Origin of the sequence: Neoalteromonas arenosi (assembly GCF_030362855.1) — a bacterium.
In the GTDB taxonomy this organism is placed as follows: Bacteria; Pseudomonadota; Gammaproteobacteria; order Enterobacterales; family Alteromonadaceae; genus Alteromonas_E; species Alteromonas_E arenosi.
In genome coordinates this window covers 116,954-135,982 of sequence record NZ_JAUCBP010000013.1, presented here as the reverse complement: position 1 = coordinate 135,982, position 19,029 = coordinate 116,954, and the positions used below count along the sequence as shown (strand labels likewise).

Genomic DNA, 19,029 nt, shown 5'->3' with positions numbered 1-19,029 from the left:
CACTTGGTATTGGGAAAATGTAACGTGTTTCCGCACTGGCAGGTAAAAGTTCTCAAATCTCAGTATCTCAGGTCATTAAACGCCTAATAGTGTGTCTAATCATAGACTATAGGCAGCGTAGTTTGGTTGGCGAAGATACCGCTAAAAATTATTGCTGCCAAGCACTATCGGGGATCAGAAACAACTAGTTAAGACTCAATCCGCTTTTGTGCGCAGGACGTCATCACTCCCCTCCTGATGCAAGTTTACTGCACGAATAGGGTAAGGAATGACAATACCCTCTTCGGCATAGCGTTTGTGTAGTGCTTTGATAAATGCCGAGCGAATGAAAAAACGATTGAAATACTCCTGTGCTCTGAGCATTACGGTTAAGTTGATACTGGAATTGTCAAAGCCGGTGAAAATCACAAAGGTTTCATAATCGGGAATCGCCCACTTATGACTGTGCAAAATTTCATGGGCGACTTCGAGTGTTACTTTCTCAACGTGGTCTAAATCGGAGTCATAGTGAACACCAACGTCTACCGGCACGGAAAGTTGTCGTTCAGGGTAGTAATAATTGATGATTTTAGACTGCGCCAACACGCTATTGGGCATGATCACAATATTATTGGGTAACATTTTTATCCAGGTGGAGCGCCAACCGATTTTTTCAACGAACCCCTGTTCGCCGGAATCCAACTCGATGAAATCACCAACCCGAATAGGCTTATCTGCGAGCATCTGTATACCAGAAAAAAAGTTTTCTAGCGTTGGCTGCAGTGCTAGCGCGACGGCTAATGAGCCAATACCTAATGACGCGATTAATGGCGTGATGGATATACCCACGGCGCTAAACACCAGCAGCACGCCAAGGACAATGATGACACCGCGTAGTAAGCCGCGTAGTAATGTACCGCTGCTGCGTAGACCGCTGCCTTTGGTAGTTATCCGCGTGACAGTCATGCGGCCAAAATGGTCGGCATATACTAACACGGCCAAAATACAGCATAGCTTCGCCAATAGGGTTAAATGTGTTACCCACTGCTGCGCAAAAACTTCATACCAATACAGAAACTGTGTAGTAAGCAATAAACTAATGGCGAGTATCACTAAGCTTAAAGGCCGCTTCGCTGCGCGAATAGCAATACCCGGCCATGAGTAATTTGTTGCTGCGGCCCATTCTCGAAGATAAAAATACAGTCCGCGTTTTAACAGCCATAGCAACACAAAAACGCTAAAGAAAACGAAAGGACCCATCGCCCAAAATGGCACAAATTCAGTAAACCAATTTAATACCGCTTGCTTGCTAGTCATCACTGTCACCCTCTCGCACGATTGCTTGCCAACAAGGACTGCAATTATTGCACCGCTAAAAAGCGCTAACATAAGAGCAAAAAAGTGAGTGTAATCAGTCAGGTATGTTTTTCATGTATACTCATAAAAAACGAGTGCACTAAGTTTGGGATAAGTTGCACCAACCATTCAAGCGTGAACTGCAAACAAAAAAAGGGCAAGCCCTCTGGAGTAGGCTTGCCCGCTATGATTGAGCCAGGACCAGTGACACTCAATCGCTTACCTTACTAAGCAAGTGCACTATACAATAAACAAGCGCCGATGCAAATGCAATTGATAACTATTTTTATTTGCTTTAAGTGATTGGCAAGGAGGAAAGTTACCTGTTTTTGCCTATGCTTATAAAACACGTCTTCCCAGTATAGTGTTGGCTGTATTGAACGCGGTTGGATTTAAATGGTCAACACTCTATAAAACGCAGTAAATGCCCCGAAAAAAGGAATAGGTATGCAAGCTTTAGTTCGATTGCTGATGTTGCCCATCAAGCTTCTCGCTTTGCTCGTAGGTCAAATTAGTTGGTCCATGCCGCCATGGCTAGTGGCACTAAATCAACTTCGAACACGCAAACCTGCAGCTTTCACCTTTACCTTGGTTGCTTTTGCAGCCTTATCCTACGCCTTATACAGCGGATTTTATTACTACCAAAACCTACCTCAACCGCAACTGGTCACCGCTCAGATAGAGTCACCACCCGCTTTAACTGAATATGAATTCGATATTGAGGCTGAACCCAACCCGTTGTATGTGCAATTCGTATTCAAACAGCCCTCCACAGAATCCAGCGGCGATCTTTCACAACTGGCCGAGTTTCCGTCAGTTGCCCCCTTGGCCGACGTTGATGCTTTGATTAACTCAGGTATCACGATTACTCCCTATGTGGAGGGTGAATGGCGCTGGTACGACGATAGAACTATCGAGTTTAAGCCACTCGCAGACTGGGAACCCGGCAAAACCTATACGTTAAACTTTACGCAAGATACATTTAGCTCCGGACTAGAATTTGAGTCTTACGAGTATCGATTTACCACCCAGCCTTTTGCGTTTGAAGTTCGCGGTAATGGCTTTGAATTAACCCCAGACCAAGGTCTTGGCCAAGCTTACGTTGAGTATCGCTTTTCACATCCCGTAGACATCGCCAGTTTTAAAAAGAGGTTTAAAGCTGGATATCAAGCCGACGATGGGGAGTTTTCAGAGCCAATAGCGGTAGATTTTGCTTTCAGTGACAATCAATTTTCAGCTACTGCGGTTATTCCTGTTACCGAATTACCTGAACAGCCGCGCATCATTCAAGCCCAACTGCAATCGGGTGTATCCAGCGCTATCGGCGGCGAAGGTTTGCAAAAGGATAGTATTGAGCGCGTTGTCATTCCCGATAAATATAGCTTCTTAAAAGTTGAAGAGTCATACACTGAAATTCTGCGCAACGAAGACAATACGCCCGAGCAATTCTTGATGCTGAGCTTCACCGATGCTATTTCACGCGCAGTGTTATTGGACAAGTTAGAGCTCTACGTATTACCCGACAGCGACCAACCCAATGGAAAGTCTTATTGGCGTTCGCCACGGGAAGTCACCCCACAAATTCTGGCCCAAACACCGCAATTAGACTTTGTTCTAATGCCAACAGCTGAGGAAAGCAGTCGAGACTTCCAACTGCGCTTTGATACTGATTCCAAACACCAGTTGTATTTGCGAGTAAATAGCGGCTTGAAATCCAGCAAGGGATTCGTGCAACGCACCCCGTTTGACAAAGTGCTAAATGCACCAGATTATCCGCAAGAAATCGCTATTATGGGCGATGGTTCAATACTAACGACGAGTTCAGATCAGCGTTTACCCTTTCTTACCCGCGGTATAAACCATGTCAAAGTCAGAATAGGTCGAGTAAAAGACAATGCACTTTTTCACCTAGTCTCACAAACTCAAGGCGACATCAGTAATCCAGATTTTACCGGTTGGGATTTCAGTGCCGAGAATTTGGCAGAATTTGAACAAAGGATCCTGCGCGTTGGCCAGCAATCCACACACATAAAAGAGGCTGATTTTGCGTCGATCTCGTTGGGTGAGTTAATGCAGCAATCCAGTCAAAATCTGGGACTGTTCTTTGTCGAAATCGTCGGCTGGGATGCACAACGAGAACGGCAAATATACGGCGCAGGTGACCAGCGACTCGTAATGATCACGGACCTAGGTGTCTTAGTGAAGACCGACAATGACGATCGCCATCATGTCTTCGTGCAACAACTATCTGCCGGCAGACCACAAGGTGGTGCGAAAATCGAATTAGTCGCGAAAAACGGTACTGCGTTATTTAGTAAAGTCACCGACGCTAATGGCTATGCGGTGTTCCCTTCAACGGAGGGCTACGAGCGAGAAAAAACACCAACGGTCTACGTTATCTCGCATCGTGACGATGTGTCTTTCATACCATTCAATCGCTACAGCCGACAAATCAACTTCTCGCGTTTTGATGTCGGCGGCGAGTACAATTACGGTGGAGACAACAACGCAGTTAAAGGCTTCCTGTTTACCGATCGCGGCATTTATCGTCCTGGCGAGACCGTTAATTTAGCGGCAATCGTCAAGTCTGCGAATTTTGCACCCAGTAGTGATTTCCCTCTAGAACTAGTTATTCGTGATGCTCAGTACAACGAAGTAGAAAGTCACACGCTGGCGCTTGGTCAGTTCGGTTTCTTTGACCATCAATTTGTTACCAAACCCAATTTCAGCACTGGCGAGTATACCGCCACTTTGTATCTAGTCCGCAACCGCGGCAAGCAACAATCTCGGGCAAGAGAAGTGGGTTATGTGTACTTCTCTGTAGAGGCGTTCCAACCTGACACCCTTGCCAATCAGACCACAATTAAAGACATTCCAGACAAAGGTTGGGTGACAGCGGATGCGGTCACAGCCAACGTAGAGTTGGTAAATCTGTTCGGTGTACCTGCGCAAAGTCGACGCGTGCGAGGCAATGTATCCCTTTACCCAACGGAATTTAAATTCGACCAATTTGACGGCTACACATTTAATCAGCAAGTGTCAGAATTAAGCGGCGATGACAATATTGACTCGGTTGAGTTTAACCTCCCAGAAAAATCTACTGACGCAACTGGGCGCAGTGTTTTTAATTTAGATTTCAGCCAATACCCGGCCGGTACCTATATAGCAAGAGTAACGACTGAAGGATTCGAGCCATCCGGTGGTCGGTCGGTCTTTGCAACGCGTGCATTCTGGTATTCGCCGTGGCCGTATCTCATGGGATACAAAGTCAATGGAGATTTGAGTTACATACAAAAAGGCAGTGAACGGATCTTAACGCTGGTTGCCGTTGACGCCGAAATCAATCCTGTTCAGCTCACAGACCTAACTGTTCGTGTAAGCCAGCAGCGAAATGTGTCAACACTCGTCAAACAATACAATGGTCGCTATGAGTACGAAACGATTAAACAGCGTGAACTGCTTACTGAATCCCCCCTCAATTTGTCTAAACCCGAGCAAGAATATCCACTCGAGACAGCGACACCAGGAAACTACATCGTCGAATTTATCAGCGACAACGGCCGAGTATTGACAGCCATTTCCTACACCGTTGTTGGTACCAGTAATAATACCGGCAATATTGATAATACCGCTGAGCTTACGCTTAATCTCGACCGCTCGGATTACCGCCCCGGCGATACCCTGGAGCTCAATATTCAAGCGCCCTATTTGGGTAGCGGCTTGATATCAATCGAAAGCGATGAGGTTCATGCATTCCAGTGGTTTACAGCAACATCGCTGAGTTCTGTGCATTCCATTCAAATTCCTCATGATATTGAAGGTAATGCATATGTTAATGTTGCCTATATTCGGGATGTAGACTCTCCTGAAGTGTTTACAAGCCCATTGAGCTATGCGGTCAAGCCCTTCTATATCGATCGTTCAAAACGCAATATCGATATGGATATTACGATCCCTGAAATTGCCCAACCAGGGCAGGTCATGCGTATCGACGTTGACGTTGAGCAAACCTCTAAATTGGTGGTTTATGCCGTCGATATGGGGATCTTACAAGTGGCTGATTATCGTCTACCAGAGCCAATTGATCACTTCTTACGTAAACAAGCACTGTCTGTTCGTACCATGCAAATCATGGACTTACTGTTGCCTGATTTTAAGATCATGCAGGAGCTCAGTGCGCCGGGCGGTGACGCCGAAGCGCAGAGGAACCGAGTTCTTGTCACGGGATCGCGACTGCGCACAACCGAAAACCCCTTTGCTCGTAGTGTCAGAGAACCAGTCGTTTATTGGTCTGGTATAGTCGATGCTCAAGCAGGTGTTAACTCTGTTGACTTCGCTGTACCGGATGATTTCACCGGTGGTTTGCAAGTTATGGCAGTAGCGGTAAACGATGATGCAATGGGCAGTACGCAAGCGAATAATGTTGTGCGCGGCCCGTTTGTTTTAACACCAAATGTTCTCAATCAGGTTGCTCCTGGAGACGAGTTTGAAGTCACGCTTGGCCTTATCAATTTAGTCGAGAATACACCTTCAGATGCTCAGGTTGCCCTCCGTTTGACAACCAGTGAGCACGTTGAAGTCGTTGGCGAATCATCCCTGACATTAGCCGTCGCAGAGGGTGAAGAAAAAGCGGTGACCTTCAGACTCAAAACAACTGGCCAAATGGGTGAAGGTCGTCTGGTATTCGCTGCGGATCTGACCGATGCCACAGGCAAAACATGGCAGGCCAAGCGTCAGGCAAGCTTTAGCGTACGTCCGGCGTCTCCTTTCAAAGTGGCGATTACCTCGGGTGTAGACGCAGAAGGCGAACTCACGCGCAATATCAACACTGTGCTTTATCCCCAGTATTCCACACAACAGCTCAATGCTTCTATTAGCCCGCTGGTTATTGGCGCCGGTTTAAGTGATTATCTCGCAGCCTTTCCCCATGGCTGCACTGAACAAATCGTCAGTCAGGTTTTTCCACTCGTTGGACTGGCATCGTTACGCGACTATGCGCCTGATAACGATGTGATAGAGCAGCATTTTGAAGCCGTGATAAGCGCGTTGCAGCAGCGTCAGAGCTATCGCGGCGGTTTCTCCTATTGGCCGGGCGCGCGTTCAGACGACAATGCAGTGACAATTTACGTTACGCAGTTTTTGCTCGATGCCAAGGAGCTCGGCTTCGCTGTACCGACAAACATGCTCAACAGTGCACTTAACTACATTGAAGGCGAAGCACAAAATCTCTTGCGCCAGACCATTGATGAAGTCAGTCAGCACCGCTTAGTCGATATGCGCACACAGGCTCAGGCGATTTATTTAATAACCCGCAGCGGCACGGTAACAACCAATTTACTCGTCGATTTACAAGCGCGTTTGCAGAAACACTTTACGTCTGCTTGGCAAGCGGACGTTACCAGTACGTATATGGCCGCAAGCTTCGCCTTATTGCAGCAGCAAGAACTGGCGGCGCAATTGTTAGCGGGATATCAATTAAATGACTCTGACCAACGGGTTGAGCAAGCCATTGGTGGAGCGATGCACGGTCTTGCATTAGATGCACAGTATTTGTATTTAGTTGCAAAGCACTTTAGCGATGAGCTACCCACTATTGCGCCGGCAGCGATTGAGTCAGTGACAACGGCCATTTATCGTGGCTATTTCAATACCATTTCCGCCGCATACAGTATGCTCGCACTTGGCGCAGTGCATCAACAGTTGGGCGATGAACATGTAAGAACCCTTGATCAAAGCATTCGCTTTACGCAAGTCGTCGATGGACAGCGCACGGTAATAGCGCCGAGCTTTACGCCATTTGCACGCATTGAATACGCGAGCAATGCCAGTACAGTCAGTGCAACACTGCCGGAGTTTGAGCAGCAACCTTTATACTTCGTCGATGTTCAAGCTGGCTATCCTGCACAGGATCATTGGCAACAACCAATAACGGCTGAAACTAGTGGAATCGAGGTACTACGTGACTTCCTCAACAGTGACGGCGAAGTGGTCAACGAGGCCACAGTTGGTGATGAATTGACTGTGCGTATTCGATTGCGAGCAACAGCGCAGGAAGTGATTAACAATGTTGCAGTTATCGACCTACTTCCCGGAGGATTCGAAGTATTGCGTAATTCTGTCGACAGAACAGCTGGGCGTTGGAATTCACAGTATATCGATATTCGCGACGATAGGATTGTATATTACGGCCAAGTATCTGCGCGTATGACCGAGATTCAGTATCAAGTTCAACTAACAGCTGCAGGAACTTTTGTTGTCCCACAAACACAAGCCGAATCGATGTACGATTTGAGTGTCTCAGGGACTTCAGCTACAGCGACCTTTACCGTCGCTGGCGCTGAGTAATCAGCCTCTTACTCATGTCTAGAGGCCCATTCAGCAAATACATTGCCATTGTAGCTATCACGCTACTGATTGGCAGTGTCACTATTTATATCTGGCTACCGAAACCGTCGCTGGGAAACCAATACAGCTATTCAACGGCGATTTTTGATCGCCATGGTGAATTGCTTCGCTTAACGCTTGCTAAGGACCAACGTTATCGCTTGGCAACACCGATTGAGCAGATACCTCAAGCAATGCGGCAAGCCACCATATTGTATGAAGATCAGAACTACTACTCACATCTGGGCATTGATATAGCGGCGTTGCTGCGCGCATTTTGGCAAACTTATATCACCCAAGAACGGCGTATCGGGGCGTCAACCATAGTCATGCAAGTTGCACGTTTGCGTTGGCGGATCAGTACGGGCTCGATATCGGGTAAACTTGAACAAATGGCCAGAGCCCTCCAACTGAGCAGACATTACAGTAAGGATGAGATTCTCGAAGCTTATTTCAATCTCGCTTCATATGGTGGCAATATTGAAGGTGTTGGCGCTGCAAGCTTAATTTATTTTAATAAACCTGTGCATCAGTTAAGCACTCCTGAAGCCTTGACTTTGGCGGTAATCCCGCAAAACCCGAACAAACGCAATCCAGCGACCGCACAGGGGTTTGCGGCGTTAAGAACTGCTCGGGAGCGCCTATTTACTCGTTGGCAACATTACAATCTAGCCAATGAAATAGACACAACGACCGTAAGTATGCCACTAAAGGTTCGCAGTATCAGCGAATTACCCTTCAATGCGCCGCATTTCGTCGAGCACGTGCTGACCGAACAATCACCAATGACGCATGGTTATTTGCAAACGTCCCTCGATATGCCATTACAACTGCGATTGGAGCAAATATTGCGCAGCTACGTGCTAAAGCGTCACAACGAGGGATTTTCCAATGCATCAGCATTACTACTCAATACTGATAGTATGGAAATCGAGGCTATGCTCGGTTCTGCAAGTTTTTTTGATGCGGCGATTGAAGGCCAAGTTAATGGGACATTGGCCAAACGCTCGCCCGGCTCAACGTTAAAGCCTTTCGTTTATGGATTAGCACTGGATGCGGGCATTATTCATCCCGCAACGATATTAAAAGACTTACCGCGTCGATTTGGCGGGTTCACACCAGAGAATTTTGGCGGTGGCTTTAAAGGACCAATATCCGCCCAACAAGCCTTGATCGCTAGCCGCAACGTACCCGCTGTTGCGCTGCAAGCAGCCTTGAACGACGTGTCGTCAGATCGCTCCACACAGACTTTTTATCAGATGCTTGAGCGTGCCGGTATAGAACAATTGCAGGCTGAAGAACACTATGGGTTAGCACTGGCACTCGGGGGTGGTGAAGTTACTATGCTTGAACTGATCCAACTGTACGCCATGCTTAATAATAATGGTATGCATCAAGCGGCTAATATTGGTATCCCTATCGAACGTCCTGATCCCGAACAATTGTTATCACCTGAAGCAGCTTTTCTTTTGACTGATATGCTACAGAACAACCCCAATCCACTTCGCTCTTTTGCACAAACTGACCATAACTTAGGCCTTAACGCCCAGCCTATTGCGTGGAAAACCGGCACTTCTTGGGCTTATCGAGATGCTTGGGCTGTAGGCGTAGTAGGAAACTACGCATTAGCTGTGTGGATAGGTAATTTCAATGGCCAGGGCAACCCTGCTTTTGTCGGTGCTCAAGCGGCGGGCCCATTGTTATTTCAAATGCTCGAAATCGTACAACAAAGTAGCCGTTTTATACCTGCTATAGACAAACTAGCCATAGCCAAAAACCTGAATCTCAAGCGCATAGACGTATGCCGTCCAAGTGGTGATTTGTATACTCCCGCATGTCCAGAAATGACCCAAACTTGGTTTATCCCAGGAGTCTCTCCTATACGCGCCAGTCAAGTTTATCGCTTTGTTGCGATAGATCCAGCTACGGGATTACGAGCCTGTAATAATTATGCTGCGGATACCATTCAACAGGTATATGCTTTTTGGCCGTCGGATATGACTGCCCTGTTCCAGCAAGCGGGAATATTTATTCAGCAGCCACCTGCATTTAACCCAGAGTGTGACATTAATTACGCGTCTATTGAGGGCCACGCCCCTATCATTCAATCACCTGATAAGCACATCGAGTACTTGATGCGCGATAGTCAACAAGCAACGGTACCTATTGTGCTGCAGGCCAGTGCTGACGCGGATACCCAAAAGCTTTATTGGTTTGCCAATCAACAGTTTGTGGGCGAATCAACACCAATAGCCAATGCCCAGCAGCCTCTAGTTTGGGATGCCAAACCGGGTGTTTATGAATTACACGTAAGTGACGATCTCGGTCGCAGTAGCAGTACCAATATCACCGTAAGGTCCATACATTAGGGAAATGTTAAGCTTGCAATTAAAAAGGCAAAAATGAGACAGTCTTGTTTAATATCCACGGTCGAGAAATAAATTGGTCCTTAAAGCACTAAGAAGCCAGTCGCGAAGAGCCAAACTAATCCGCTATGGCTTGGTAGCAGTGTGTTTTTTGCCGCTGTTTTTTGTCCGCATCCAAAGTGTGGGCTCACCGTTTATCAATGAATTACTTGATGGTGCACATATCGGTGTGTTTTTCATTGTTGGATGGGTGCTCTTTCCACTCATTTCAGGCCATGTAGCTAGGCGCAGTTTATTCTTATTATTCATAACAGCCCTGGCCAGCATCGCAATCGAAGGCATTCAAGATACAGTCGGACGCGCGTTTCAATGGGCTGACATACTGCGTAACTTTATTGGTATGGGGTTGGCAATTACTTTGCGTTGGCGTTTGTACGTCAGTACACCTAGCGATAAAAAACTCGCGGGTATGATGTTTTTCGTAATCGTCGCAGTTTTTGTATACGAGCGTTTTGCCCTTGCTAAATTAGTCGCATTGCAAGCTTATTTTCAAATCAACGCGCCAATTTTGGCCAGCTTTGACTATTCGTTTGAAGCCTCTAGCTGGCAAGGTAACTATGCGTTAATCGAATATACTCCCGGTAAGCTCAACGTATTCACCACTGCTGATCGGCATTTTTCCGGCGTATTTTTTCGTGATTTCCCGATGAACTGGCAGGGGTATGAACATTTAATTATTCGTTTGGAAAACCCTAACGCCTCGCCTATTAGAGTGACTGTAAAAATTACCGATCGAATGCATGAGGTAGGCGTGCATCATTACGATGAACGTTATAATGGTGGTTTTACCCTTTCTCCTGGTAGCAACGAACTAATAATCCCTTTGACGGAAATAGAAAACGCGCCTAAAAGTCGCTTACTGAATCTTGGTGAGGTTGCTCGGATTGATTTTTTCTTAAGCGATAAGGCGCAAGGAGAGCAATTCGCTATCGATTATGTCGCTTTGCAATAATTAAACGGCTAGGCTGCAGTCGCACTCTTTCATAAATCGGCAGTATCTCTGCAACAAAAGTCTGTCTCAACAATCTGCACTCTGTCGATAAGTTACTACACTTCTAACGCGAATTTCGCCATAGTACCCTTCGCAGCAAAACCTCAATGTGTAAGGTGGATTTATATGACGACTCGACTGTGTGTGTTCTTAACGTTTTTATTAGCCGGTACAGCCATTGCTGCGCCAGGCTATTATCGGCAACCCAGCTTGCATGGCAATACGGTGATATTTACCGCTGAAGGCGATATCTGGCGAGTATCATTAGATAACCCCACCGCCATGCGCTTGACGACTCACCCTGCCGAAGAGCACAGCGCAGTTATATCGCCTGATGGCAGTATGATTGCATTTGCGGCGAATTATTCGGGAACTACCGAAGTGTATGTAATGCCAATGTCTGGCGGTGTCGCCACCCGTGTGAGCTTTGAAAATAGCAGCGTAAAGCTACATCAGTGGCACGCTGAAGGCATTGTCTACGCAACCAACAGTCGGGTAGGGCCTACGGGAAGCTGGGTGCTCAAAGTCGTCGATCCGACTACGCTAAATAGCCGCACACTCCCGCTCTCGGATGCGGTAGAGGGACGCATCAATAACGCCGGTAACGCACTTTACTTCACGCAGTTTGGTTTACAAATTTCAACTGACAATGCCCATCAATACAACGGTGGCGCCACGGGCGAGATTTGGCGCTTCCGGTTAAATCAGAACCGTGAAGCCGAGCCACTCACCGCCACCCATGCAGGCTCAGTCCGCGAACCCATGATTGCCGATAACATGCTATTTTTCGTCAGTAATCAGAGCGGCATGGATAATATATGGTCGATGTCGACAGATGGCAGTGATCAGCAACAAATCACCCAGTTTTCTGAATGGGCAGTGCGTGATGCCATGCTCAATAAGGGCCGTATTATTTTCCAGCACGGTGCCGATTTGAAAATCCTCGATCTCGCAACAAACCGCGTATCCACCGTAGAGGTTTCGCTGGTCTCCGATTTTCCCCAACTGCGTGAGCGCTGGGTGAATCAGCCACTTAAGTATCTCAATTCAGCGCGCTACACCAGCGCAGTCGAGAAAGTCACCATCACTGCTCGCGGTCGCGTCGCAGTCGCCAGTACTGATTCCCAGCGTCTAGTTGAAATCGCCACCGACCCAACATCGCGCACGCGCCAAGCAATTTTAAGCCATGATGGTAAATGGGTGTACGCGCTCAACGATGCCAGCGGTGAAATGGAAATATGGCAATATGCCGCTGACGGCTCACCCAATGCAACACAGTTGACCAATGATGCCGTAGGTTTCCGCTGGAATATTTATCCATCGCCGGATGGTCAGTACATCGCGCATGACGACAAGCAGGGTAACCTTTGGTTGTTAAATTTAGCCACGGGTGAAAATCGCAATGTCCTTGATAACAATACTGGCATCGCAGAAATTGCTAGTCTCACTTGGTCAGCTGATAGCCAAATGCTAGCCATAACCCACAACCGACGCACGTCTGAACGTCCGAGTATTTTGCTATATTCGGTCGCCGAGCAGCGCAAGGCCGTTTTGACCAGTGAAAAGTATGAGTCATTCTCTCCGGCGTTTAGCCCTGACGGACAATGGTTGTACTTTCTGTCGAATCGCGAGTTCAATGCCACGCCATCTTCACCGTGGGGAGATCGGAATATGGGCACCCTATTTGACCGACGCACACTGATATATGCATTAGCATTAAACGCAAATGCACAGTTCCCATTTCAACCGCCGACAGAATTGACAGGGGCTACCGACGATAACAGTGCAAGCGAGGAGAGCGCGGCAGACGATAATGCAACCGCTGTAACAATCGATTGGTCGGGCTTGAATGAGCGTTTGTGGCAAGTACCTGTGCCAGCGGGGAATTATACCAAGCTAGCGGTCAACGACAGCTTTCTTTATGTAATTGATCAGGTGCTTGAACCAAATCAAAAACCAGCCCTAAAGTCCATCGCGATAAAACCCAAGACTAAACTTGAAACCTTTACCGATAATGTTGCTGATTATCAATTGGGCAGTGAAGGCAAAAGCCTGTTTGTACGCAAAGCTGGCGGTAACAACGACAATCAATTTATTGTTAGCGCGGGCGCAAAATTCCCCGCTGATAGTAAAGATGCAAAACTGCAAACGAAGCAATGGAAGTTGGCGATTTTACCGCAGCAAGAGTGGCAGCAGATTTTCCGCGATACCTGGTTAATGCAACGCGACTCACTATTCGACGCCAATATGCGCGGTTTGGATTGGCAGCAAGTGTACAGCAAATACTCGCCATTACTTGCACGACTGACTGACCGCCATGAGCTCAATGATATTTTTGAGCAAATGATGGGCGAGCTCAATGCGCTGCACTCACAAGTACGAGGTGGTGATACACCGGATGACCCGAACAAACCCAAAGCGGCTAGCTTGGGCGGTACCTTTGCAGATGCTGATGAGGGCGTTGAAGTGACACACATTTACCGCCACGATCCAGAGCTTCCAGCGCAAGCATCACCACTCAATAAACCGGGTGTTGACGTGGTAATTGGCGATGTCATCACTCATGTGAATGGTATGCCTATAAGCAATACAGCGGGCTTGGTAAAGAGCCTGCGCAATCAAGCCGGCCAGCAAGTTCTGTTGACTATCGCTCGTGATAGCCAGTCCCATCAGACGGTAGTCAAACCCGTCAGTGCAAACACTGATTTTATGCTGCGCTATAACGATTGGGTACAACACAATGGCGCCAAAGTTGCCGACGCAAACGATGATATTGGTTACCTGCACCTCTACGCTATGGGGGGCCGGGACGTAGCTAGCTTTGCACGTGAATTCTACGCTCAATACCAAAAAGCTGGCCTTATTATCGATGTACGTCGCAACCGCGGCGGCAACGTAGATGCATGGATTCTGGAAAAGTTACTCAAGCGTGCTTGGATGTTCTGGCAAACGCCAAATGGTGAACAATCCACTAATATGCAACAGACTTTCCGGGGCCATTTAGTGGTGTTAGCCGATGAGTTTACTTACTCTGATGGTGAAACTTTTACGGCGGGTATAAAAGCCCTCGACCTAGGTACCGTTATTGGCAAGCAAACGGCAGGTGCTGGGGTGTGGTTGTCTGGGCGTAATCGCGTCGTCGACAATGGCATTTCACGGGTTGCTGAATATCCGGTGTTCGCAATGGATGGCCGCTGGATTGTGGAGGGTAGTGGTGTGGCGCCCGATATTGAAGTGAGTAATCCGCCACATGCGACGTTTAACGGCGAAGATGCCCAGTTGCAAGCAGCCATTGATTTGCTGCAACAAAAAATGCAGCAAGAACCCATACCCGCGATGGACGCTGAGCCATTGCCAAGCTCACCAAAACCTGCTGATGTGGTTCATTAACTCTTAAAATGAAAATTTAGTGGTCGCGGACTGAATGAGTCTTCGGCCACTGAATAATAAATGTGCAGCCGCGCGGTGCATTATCCTCGATGGCAATCGAGCCACCGTAGTGTTCGACCATTTTGACGACCATCGCGAGTCCCAAACCACTACCCACAACTTGGTCTTCCGATTGTAAGCGTGTGAATTTTTCAAACACTTTTTGGCGATGTTCTGGTGCAATGCCCGGACCATCGTCACTGACCTGAATGGCATAGCTCGCCTCCAACTCTTGGCAATCGACAGCAATATTGCCCGTCGCCTTGTCGTGGTGTTTGATGGCATTGGAAATGAGGTTCGTCAGTACCAGTTCAAGTGGGAATTTGGGCAGTAAAAGCGCCTGATTAACAGCCGTTACTGAAAAACCCGCCGGAACATCGATTAATTGCACACAGTCGGCCACAATTGATTCCAATTCAAGTGTTTCAGCTTCGTGTTGCTGACGCCCTACTTGAGAATATTGTAATAAGTCAGAGAGGAGTCGATTCATCCGATCCGCACGAGTCTCGATCATTTCAATATGACGCAGTGATTCAGGGTCTAACTTACCTACTGCATCGTCTTTCACCCATTCAATCAAGCGCCGAATAGCGGTCAAAGGTGAACGCAAATCATGTGACGCCACGTAAGCAAATTCATCTAAGTCCGCATTCGACTTTTTAAGCGAATCGATGAGTGCTTCACGCTCGGTGACATCTCGTGCAACGCCCAAGATGTAGTTGGCATTCTCAGTATCCTTAAACCGCAGCTTGGTGGTAAATAATGTACGAGTAGCGCCATCTGGAAAAACTATAGTTTCAAAACGTTCTATACGACCATTAGCAAACGCATAGCGGTCATCGGCAAGAAATTGCTCAGCCTCTTCCGGCTTATAATCCTCAACGGTCGTGTAGCCAATGATCTTGTCTTGCATATTTTCCGGATACAAAGTCATAAAGGCTTTGTTGGCGAAAACGATGCGAAAATCCTCATCTTTTACAAAAATGTAGTCTTGGTTGGTGTCAGAGATTAAGCGCTGCAGCTGTTGCGCCTGCATTAGCTGACGGTTTTTTCGCTCCAGCTCAAAACGCGTCACCACTTCGCCTGCCAAAGAACGCAAAAATTGGCGCTGCTTGTCGGTCAAAATGCGCGGCTTAGTGTCAATAACACACAGTGTGCCTAAGGCGAAGTTATCTTCGGTGATCAGTGGCATTCCGGCATAGAAGCGAATATGTGGATCACCAGTAACTAACGGATTGTCGTGAAAGCGCGGATCGTCTAACGCATTACTCACCTCAAAAATATCATCACCGTGAATAGCATGGGCACAAAATGCGATATCTTTATCGGTTTGCTCAGCGTTTAAGCCACATGCAGCTTTGAACCATTGGCGGTGATCATCAACCAAGCTCACCAGCGCAATGGGGACATTACATAACTCAGCGATTATGTCGGTCAAATCATCAAGCACAGGATCGGCGTCACTGTCCATGATGTTATATGACTGGAGGGCCGCTAAGCGCTCTACTTCATTGTCGGGTAATGCTGGTTTTTGCATGAGATTCCAAAGTGTTTAACTACGTGTTATAGCTTAGACAAAGACTGCTGAAGTTGCTCGATACTTGCGCCTTTTACCAAAAAACCTTTAACCATCGGCAAAGCCATCGCTTCGGCTTGCTCTTCAGGGGCCTCGCTGGCTGAGTACATCAATACTTGTGCGGATTGCAGAGGGCCGCTATCAAACCACGGCCGAAGGTCGCGAAGCAGCTCCACGCCCCCCATCAGTGGCATATGCATATCGACAATTAACAGCTTCGGAAACACTCCCGCCTGTTGCTCTCGTAGCGCAACAAGGTAGTCTTTGGCAGATTTAGCACTGGCGTGCTCTGCGATCTGAGAAATTCCCAGCTGCTTGAGCTGACGGGCGAGAATGTAGCGGTCGATCTCACTGTCGTCAATGATAAGTGTATTGAAATCAAACAAGAATTTGCTCACTTGCGAACTACAATGTTGTTTATGATTAATAGCCTATCAACGAATAACGTGCAAAGATATTCTCGCATGGCATTTTCCTCAGGTTTTTACAGTGAAGACACATGAACTCGTGACACAAGCACGGCAATGTACCTTGTGTCAGAGCGAGCTGCCTCAATCCCCCCGACCAATTTTTATGTTTTGCGATAAGGCTGTCATCAATTTGATTAGTCAAGCGCCAGGTAAAGTTGCTCATGATAAGAATATCGCTTGGCTGGATGCTTCAGGTAAGCGTTTGCGGCGGTGGCTGGGGCTAAGTGAATCGCAGTTCTATCAACAGCAATTGGTGAACGTGTTGCCAATGAGCTTTTGTTTTCCCGGTTATAAAAATGGCGCTGATGCACCACCACTGAAAGCCTGTGCTCCGCAATGGCACCCGCACTTTTTATCGCTCTCTAATGCATCGCTTACAATTTATCTCGGCCGTTATGCACAGCAAAACTATCTGCCGCAATATGCAACCCTAACCGCTGCCGTGCAAGACTACGAAGCGCTACTCAACCAAAACTGTATTGCCCTGCCTCACCCCTCTGGCCGCAATAATCGCTGGTTGAAGCGTTATGCATGGTTTGAACAATCGACCCTTCCAGCGCTACGCACCAGAATTAGAAACTTGTTGGCTGGCTAGTTTTGTTAACCAGCGCTGCAAGGTAATCTTTGCTTGTTCCAATTCGGCAATTTTCTCATCGACCCGTTCAACCTGCGCCACTAATGCCTTAGTCAGCAACGGACAGCCTGGCCTAGGGTCGCGAACAAAAGGTATTGCCGGTTTTATTTCGCTGAGGGTAAAGCCGACTGACTGTCCGAGTTTGATAAACCTGAGCTCATCCAACACCGCAGGATTGTACGCTCGATAACCATTAGCACTGCGCGGTGGCGGGCTGATTAACCCGATCTTCTCGTAATAACGCAAAGTATCTTTGCCAATTCCAGCGCGCTTGGCGACTTCAGCTGCGTTCATAAAACAATCCTCTAATAAACCCTTGACTATGGAGTATACTCCATACTTTATCATTGCCCCAAGGTCATCGAGCAATGGGGTCTTCAATGCCAGTCATAACGAATAAACAGTCATTTGTTACCGCCGACGGTTATACGATTCAAGGGCGGGTGTTTTCTGCGTCGCAACCGCGTGGAGTAATAGTTGTTGCTAGCGCCACAGGTGTACCTCAGGGGTTCTATCGCAAGTTTGCCGAGCACGCTGTCATTCAGGGATATCACGTAATCACCTTCGATTATCGTGGTATTGGCGAGTCAGCCCCACGCACACTACGGGGTTTTAATATGGATTATCGCGATTGGGCGCGCCAAGATTTATCCGCCGTAGTCGAATTCGCTGCCGCGATTGATTTGCCCACTTTTATCGTAGGGCACTCCTATGGTGGCCATGCGCTGGGCTTACTCAGTAATCACGAACGTATCAGCGCAGCCTATTTCTTCGGTACTGGCGCCGGTTGGCACGGCTGGATGCCCGCTATGGAAAAGTGGCGCGTGAAACTGATGTGGAATGTGATAGCGCCGGTCATTACCCGCTGGAAAGGCTTCTTGGGTTGGAGTGTGTTGGGTATGGGTGAAGACTTACCCTTGGGCGTCTACCGCCAATGGAAACGCTGGTGTCGATTTCCCTACTACTTTTTTAACGATCCCAAGCATCCCGAAATGGAAGCGCTATTCGCCGCCGTCAAAACGCCCATCAAAGCGGTGACGGCAGCTGACGATAAATGGGCCATGCCTGCCTCGCGCGATGCATTTGTGCGTTACTATCGCAATAGTCCTCTGGAACGGGTTACGGTGAGTGCTGAGTCGATTGGCGTGCGCGAAATCGGTCACATGGGCTACTTTCGCAGTAATGCCAGTGCGTTATGGCCGGATATTTTCGAGTATTTCAACGCCCAAACTAGGGCGTGTTGAGCGAGTCCGCGTGTGCATACAAACGGTCAATTAACTCACTAAACTGGCGTTGCTCGGACTCCGTTAAGCACTTGAGCAATGCCTCTTCGTATTGATACGACAGAGGCACAATTTCTCTGTAGACCGTCATACCGGTGGCCGACAGACGAATTTCTGAGCGGCGGCGATCGTCTGCGGCAATACTGCGCTCAATCAAATTACGCTTTAACAGTTTGCTAATTGCGCGACTCAAAATCGATTTCTCTAGCTGTGTTTTAGACGATATCTCATCTGCCGAGATATCGGAAAACTCACCGAGCACCGCCATGATCCGCCACTCAGTGATCGACAAAGCAAATTTATCTTTATAAGTCTCAGCAATAATGCCGCTCACTTTATTCGACAGAATCGATAGGCGGTAGGGTAAAAATCGCTCTAACTTAAGATGTTCTTGATTGGCTTTTGTCATAAAAACTTTACCCTCATTGGCGGCATAAACGGGTCACAACTTGACATTAGTTGCACTAACAACTAATTTAGTTGCTATCACAACTATTACTG

At 47.6% G+C, this 19,029-nt stretch carries 11 protein-coding genes; 6 read left to right on the top strand and 5 right to left on the bottom strand.

Going from position 1 to position 19,029, the window contains the following annotated elements; all coding sequences use genetic code 11:
- Positions 1-195: 195 nt before the first annotated feature.
- A complete protein-coding gene (locus QTP81_RS16025; RefSeq protein WP_289366866.1) occupies positions 196-1,296 on the bottom strand; it encodes a mechanosensitive ion channel family protein in 1,101 nt (366 codons plus the stop codon).
- Positions 1,297-1,782: 486 nt separating this feature from the next.
- Between QTP81_RS16025 and QTP81_RS16020 the strand changes: the two genes are divergently transcribed.
- The 4 genes from QTP81_RS16020 (at position 1,783) to QTP81_RS16005 (ending at position 14,526) form a co-directional block, all read left to right on the top strand.
- The gene (locus QTP81_RS16020; protein WP_289366865.1) at positions 1,783-7,680 is read left to right on the top strand and encodes an alpha-2-macroglobulin; all 5,898 of its coding nucleotides are present in this window, start codon (positions 1,783-1,785) and stop codon (positions 7,678-7,680) included.
- Between the two features lie 14 nt (positions 7,681-7,694).
- Complete coding sequence (pbpC, locus tag QTP81_RS16015; RefSeq protein ID WP_289366864.1) at positions 7,695-10,088, top strand: penicillin-binding protein 1C; 2,394 nt, start codon at positions 7,695-7,697, stop codon at positions 10,086-10,088.
- A gap of 73 nt (positions 10,089-10,161) precedes the next feature.
- Positions 10,162-11,097, top strand: coding sequence for a VanZ family protein (locus tag QTP81_RS16010; protein WP_289366863.1), 936 nt, complete (start codon positions 10,162-10,164; stop codon positions 11,095-11,097).
- Between the two features lie 165 nt (positions 11,098-11,262).
- A complete protein-coding gene (locus tag QTP81_RS16005; RefSeq protein ID WP_289366861.1) occupies positions 11,263-14,526 on the top strand; it encodes a S41 family peptidase in 3,264 nt (1,087 codons plus the stop codon).
- Between the two features lie 16 nt (positions 14,527-14,542).
- Here the strand turns inward: QTP81_RS16005 and QTP81_RS16000 are convergent, their stop codons facing one another.
- The gene (locus tag QTP81_RS16000; protein ID WP_289366860.1) at positions 14,543-16,102 is read right to left on the bottom strand and encodes a GAF domain-containing sensor histidine kinase; all 1,560 of its coding nucleotides are present in this window, start codon (positions 16,100-16,102) and stop codon (positions 14,543-14,545) included.
- Positions 16,103-16,128: 26 nt separating this feature from the next.
- Positions 16,129-16,539: a response regulator gene (locus QTP81_RS15995; protein WP_289366859.1), complete on the bottom strand. Its 411-nt coding sequence runs from the start codon at positions 16,537-16,539 to the stop codon at positions 16,129-16,131.
- Positions 16,540-16,630: 91 nt separating this feature from the next.
- On the opposite strand from QTP81_RS15995, the gene QTP81_RS15990 reads away from it, so the two are divergent.
- On the top strand, positions 16,631-17,206 hold the full coding sequence (locus QTP81_RS15990) for a uracil-DNA glycosylase family protein (protein WP_289366858.1): 576 nt from the start codon (positions 16,631-16,633) through the stop codon (positions 17,204-17,206).
- Here QTP81_RS15990 and QTP81_RS15985 read toward each other — a convergent pair.
- Positions 17,171-17,539, bottom strand: coding sequence for a MerR family DNA-binding transcriptional regulator (locus tag QTP81_RS15985; protein WP_289366857.1), 369 nt, complete (start codon positions 17,537-17,539; stop codon positions 17,171-17,173). The genes QTP81_RS15990 and QTP81_RS15985 overlap by 36 nt on opposite strands.
- An 86-nt stretch (positions 17,540-17,625) precedes the next feature.
- On the opposite strand from QTP81_RS15985, the gene QTP81_RS15980 reads away from it, so the two are divergent.
- A complete protein-coding gene (locus QTP81_RS15980; protein WP_289366855.1) occupies positions 17,626-18,489 on the top strand; it encodes an alpha/beta hydrolase family protein in 864 nt (287 codons plus the stop codon).
- On the opposite strand, the gene QTP81_RS15975 is transcribed toward QTP81_RS15980, so the two are convergent.
- Positions 18,476-18,937, bottom strand: a complete 462-nt coding sequence (locus tag QTP81_RS15975) for a MarR family winged helix-turn-helix transcriptional regulator (protein ID WP_289366854.1) — start codon at positions 18,935-18,937, stop codon at positions 18,476-18,478. The genes QTP81_RS15980 and QTP81_RS15975 overlap by 14 nt on opposite strands.
- Between the last annotated feature and the right edge of the window lie 92 nt (positions 18,938-19,029).

Coding starts and splice junctions, on each gene's coding strand:
- QTP81_RS16025 (WP_289366866.1), bottom strand. CDS start 1,296: ATGACTAGCAAGCAAGCGGTATTAAATTGGTTTACTGAATTTGTGCCA.
- QTP81_RS15985 (WP_289366857.1), bottom strand. CDS start 17,539: ATGAACGCAGCTGAAGTCGCCAAGCGCGCTGGAATTGGCAAAGATACT.
- QTP81_RS15975 (WP_289366854.1), bottom strand. CDS start 18,937: ATGACAAAAGCCAATCAAGAACATCTTAAGTTAGAGCGATTTTTACCC.
- pbpC (WP_289366864.1), top strand. CDS start 7,695: ATGTCTAGAGGCCCATTCAGCAAATACATTGCCATTGTAGCTATCACG.
- QTP81_RS16005 (WP_289366861.1), top strand. CDS start 11,263: ATGACGACTCGACTGTGTGTGTTCTTAACGTTTTTATTAGCCGGTACA.
- QTP81_RS16020 (WP_289366865.1), top strand. CDS start 1,783: ATGCAAGCTTTAGTTCGATTGCTGATGTTGCCCATCAAGCTTCTCGCT.
- QTP81_RS16000 (WP_289366860.1), bottom strand. CDS start 16,102: ATGCAAAAACCAGCATTACCCGACAATGAAGTAGAGCGCTTAGCGGCC.
- QTP81_RS15980 (WP_289366855.1), top strand. CDS start 17,626: ATGCCAGTCATAACGAATAAACAGTCATTTGTTACCGCCGACGGTTAT.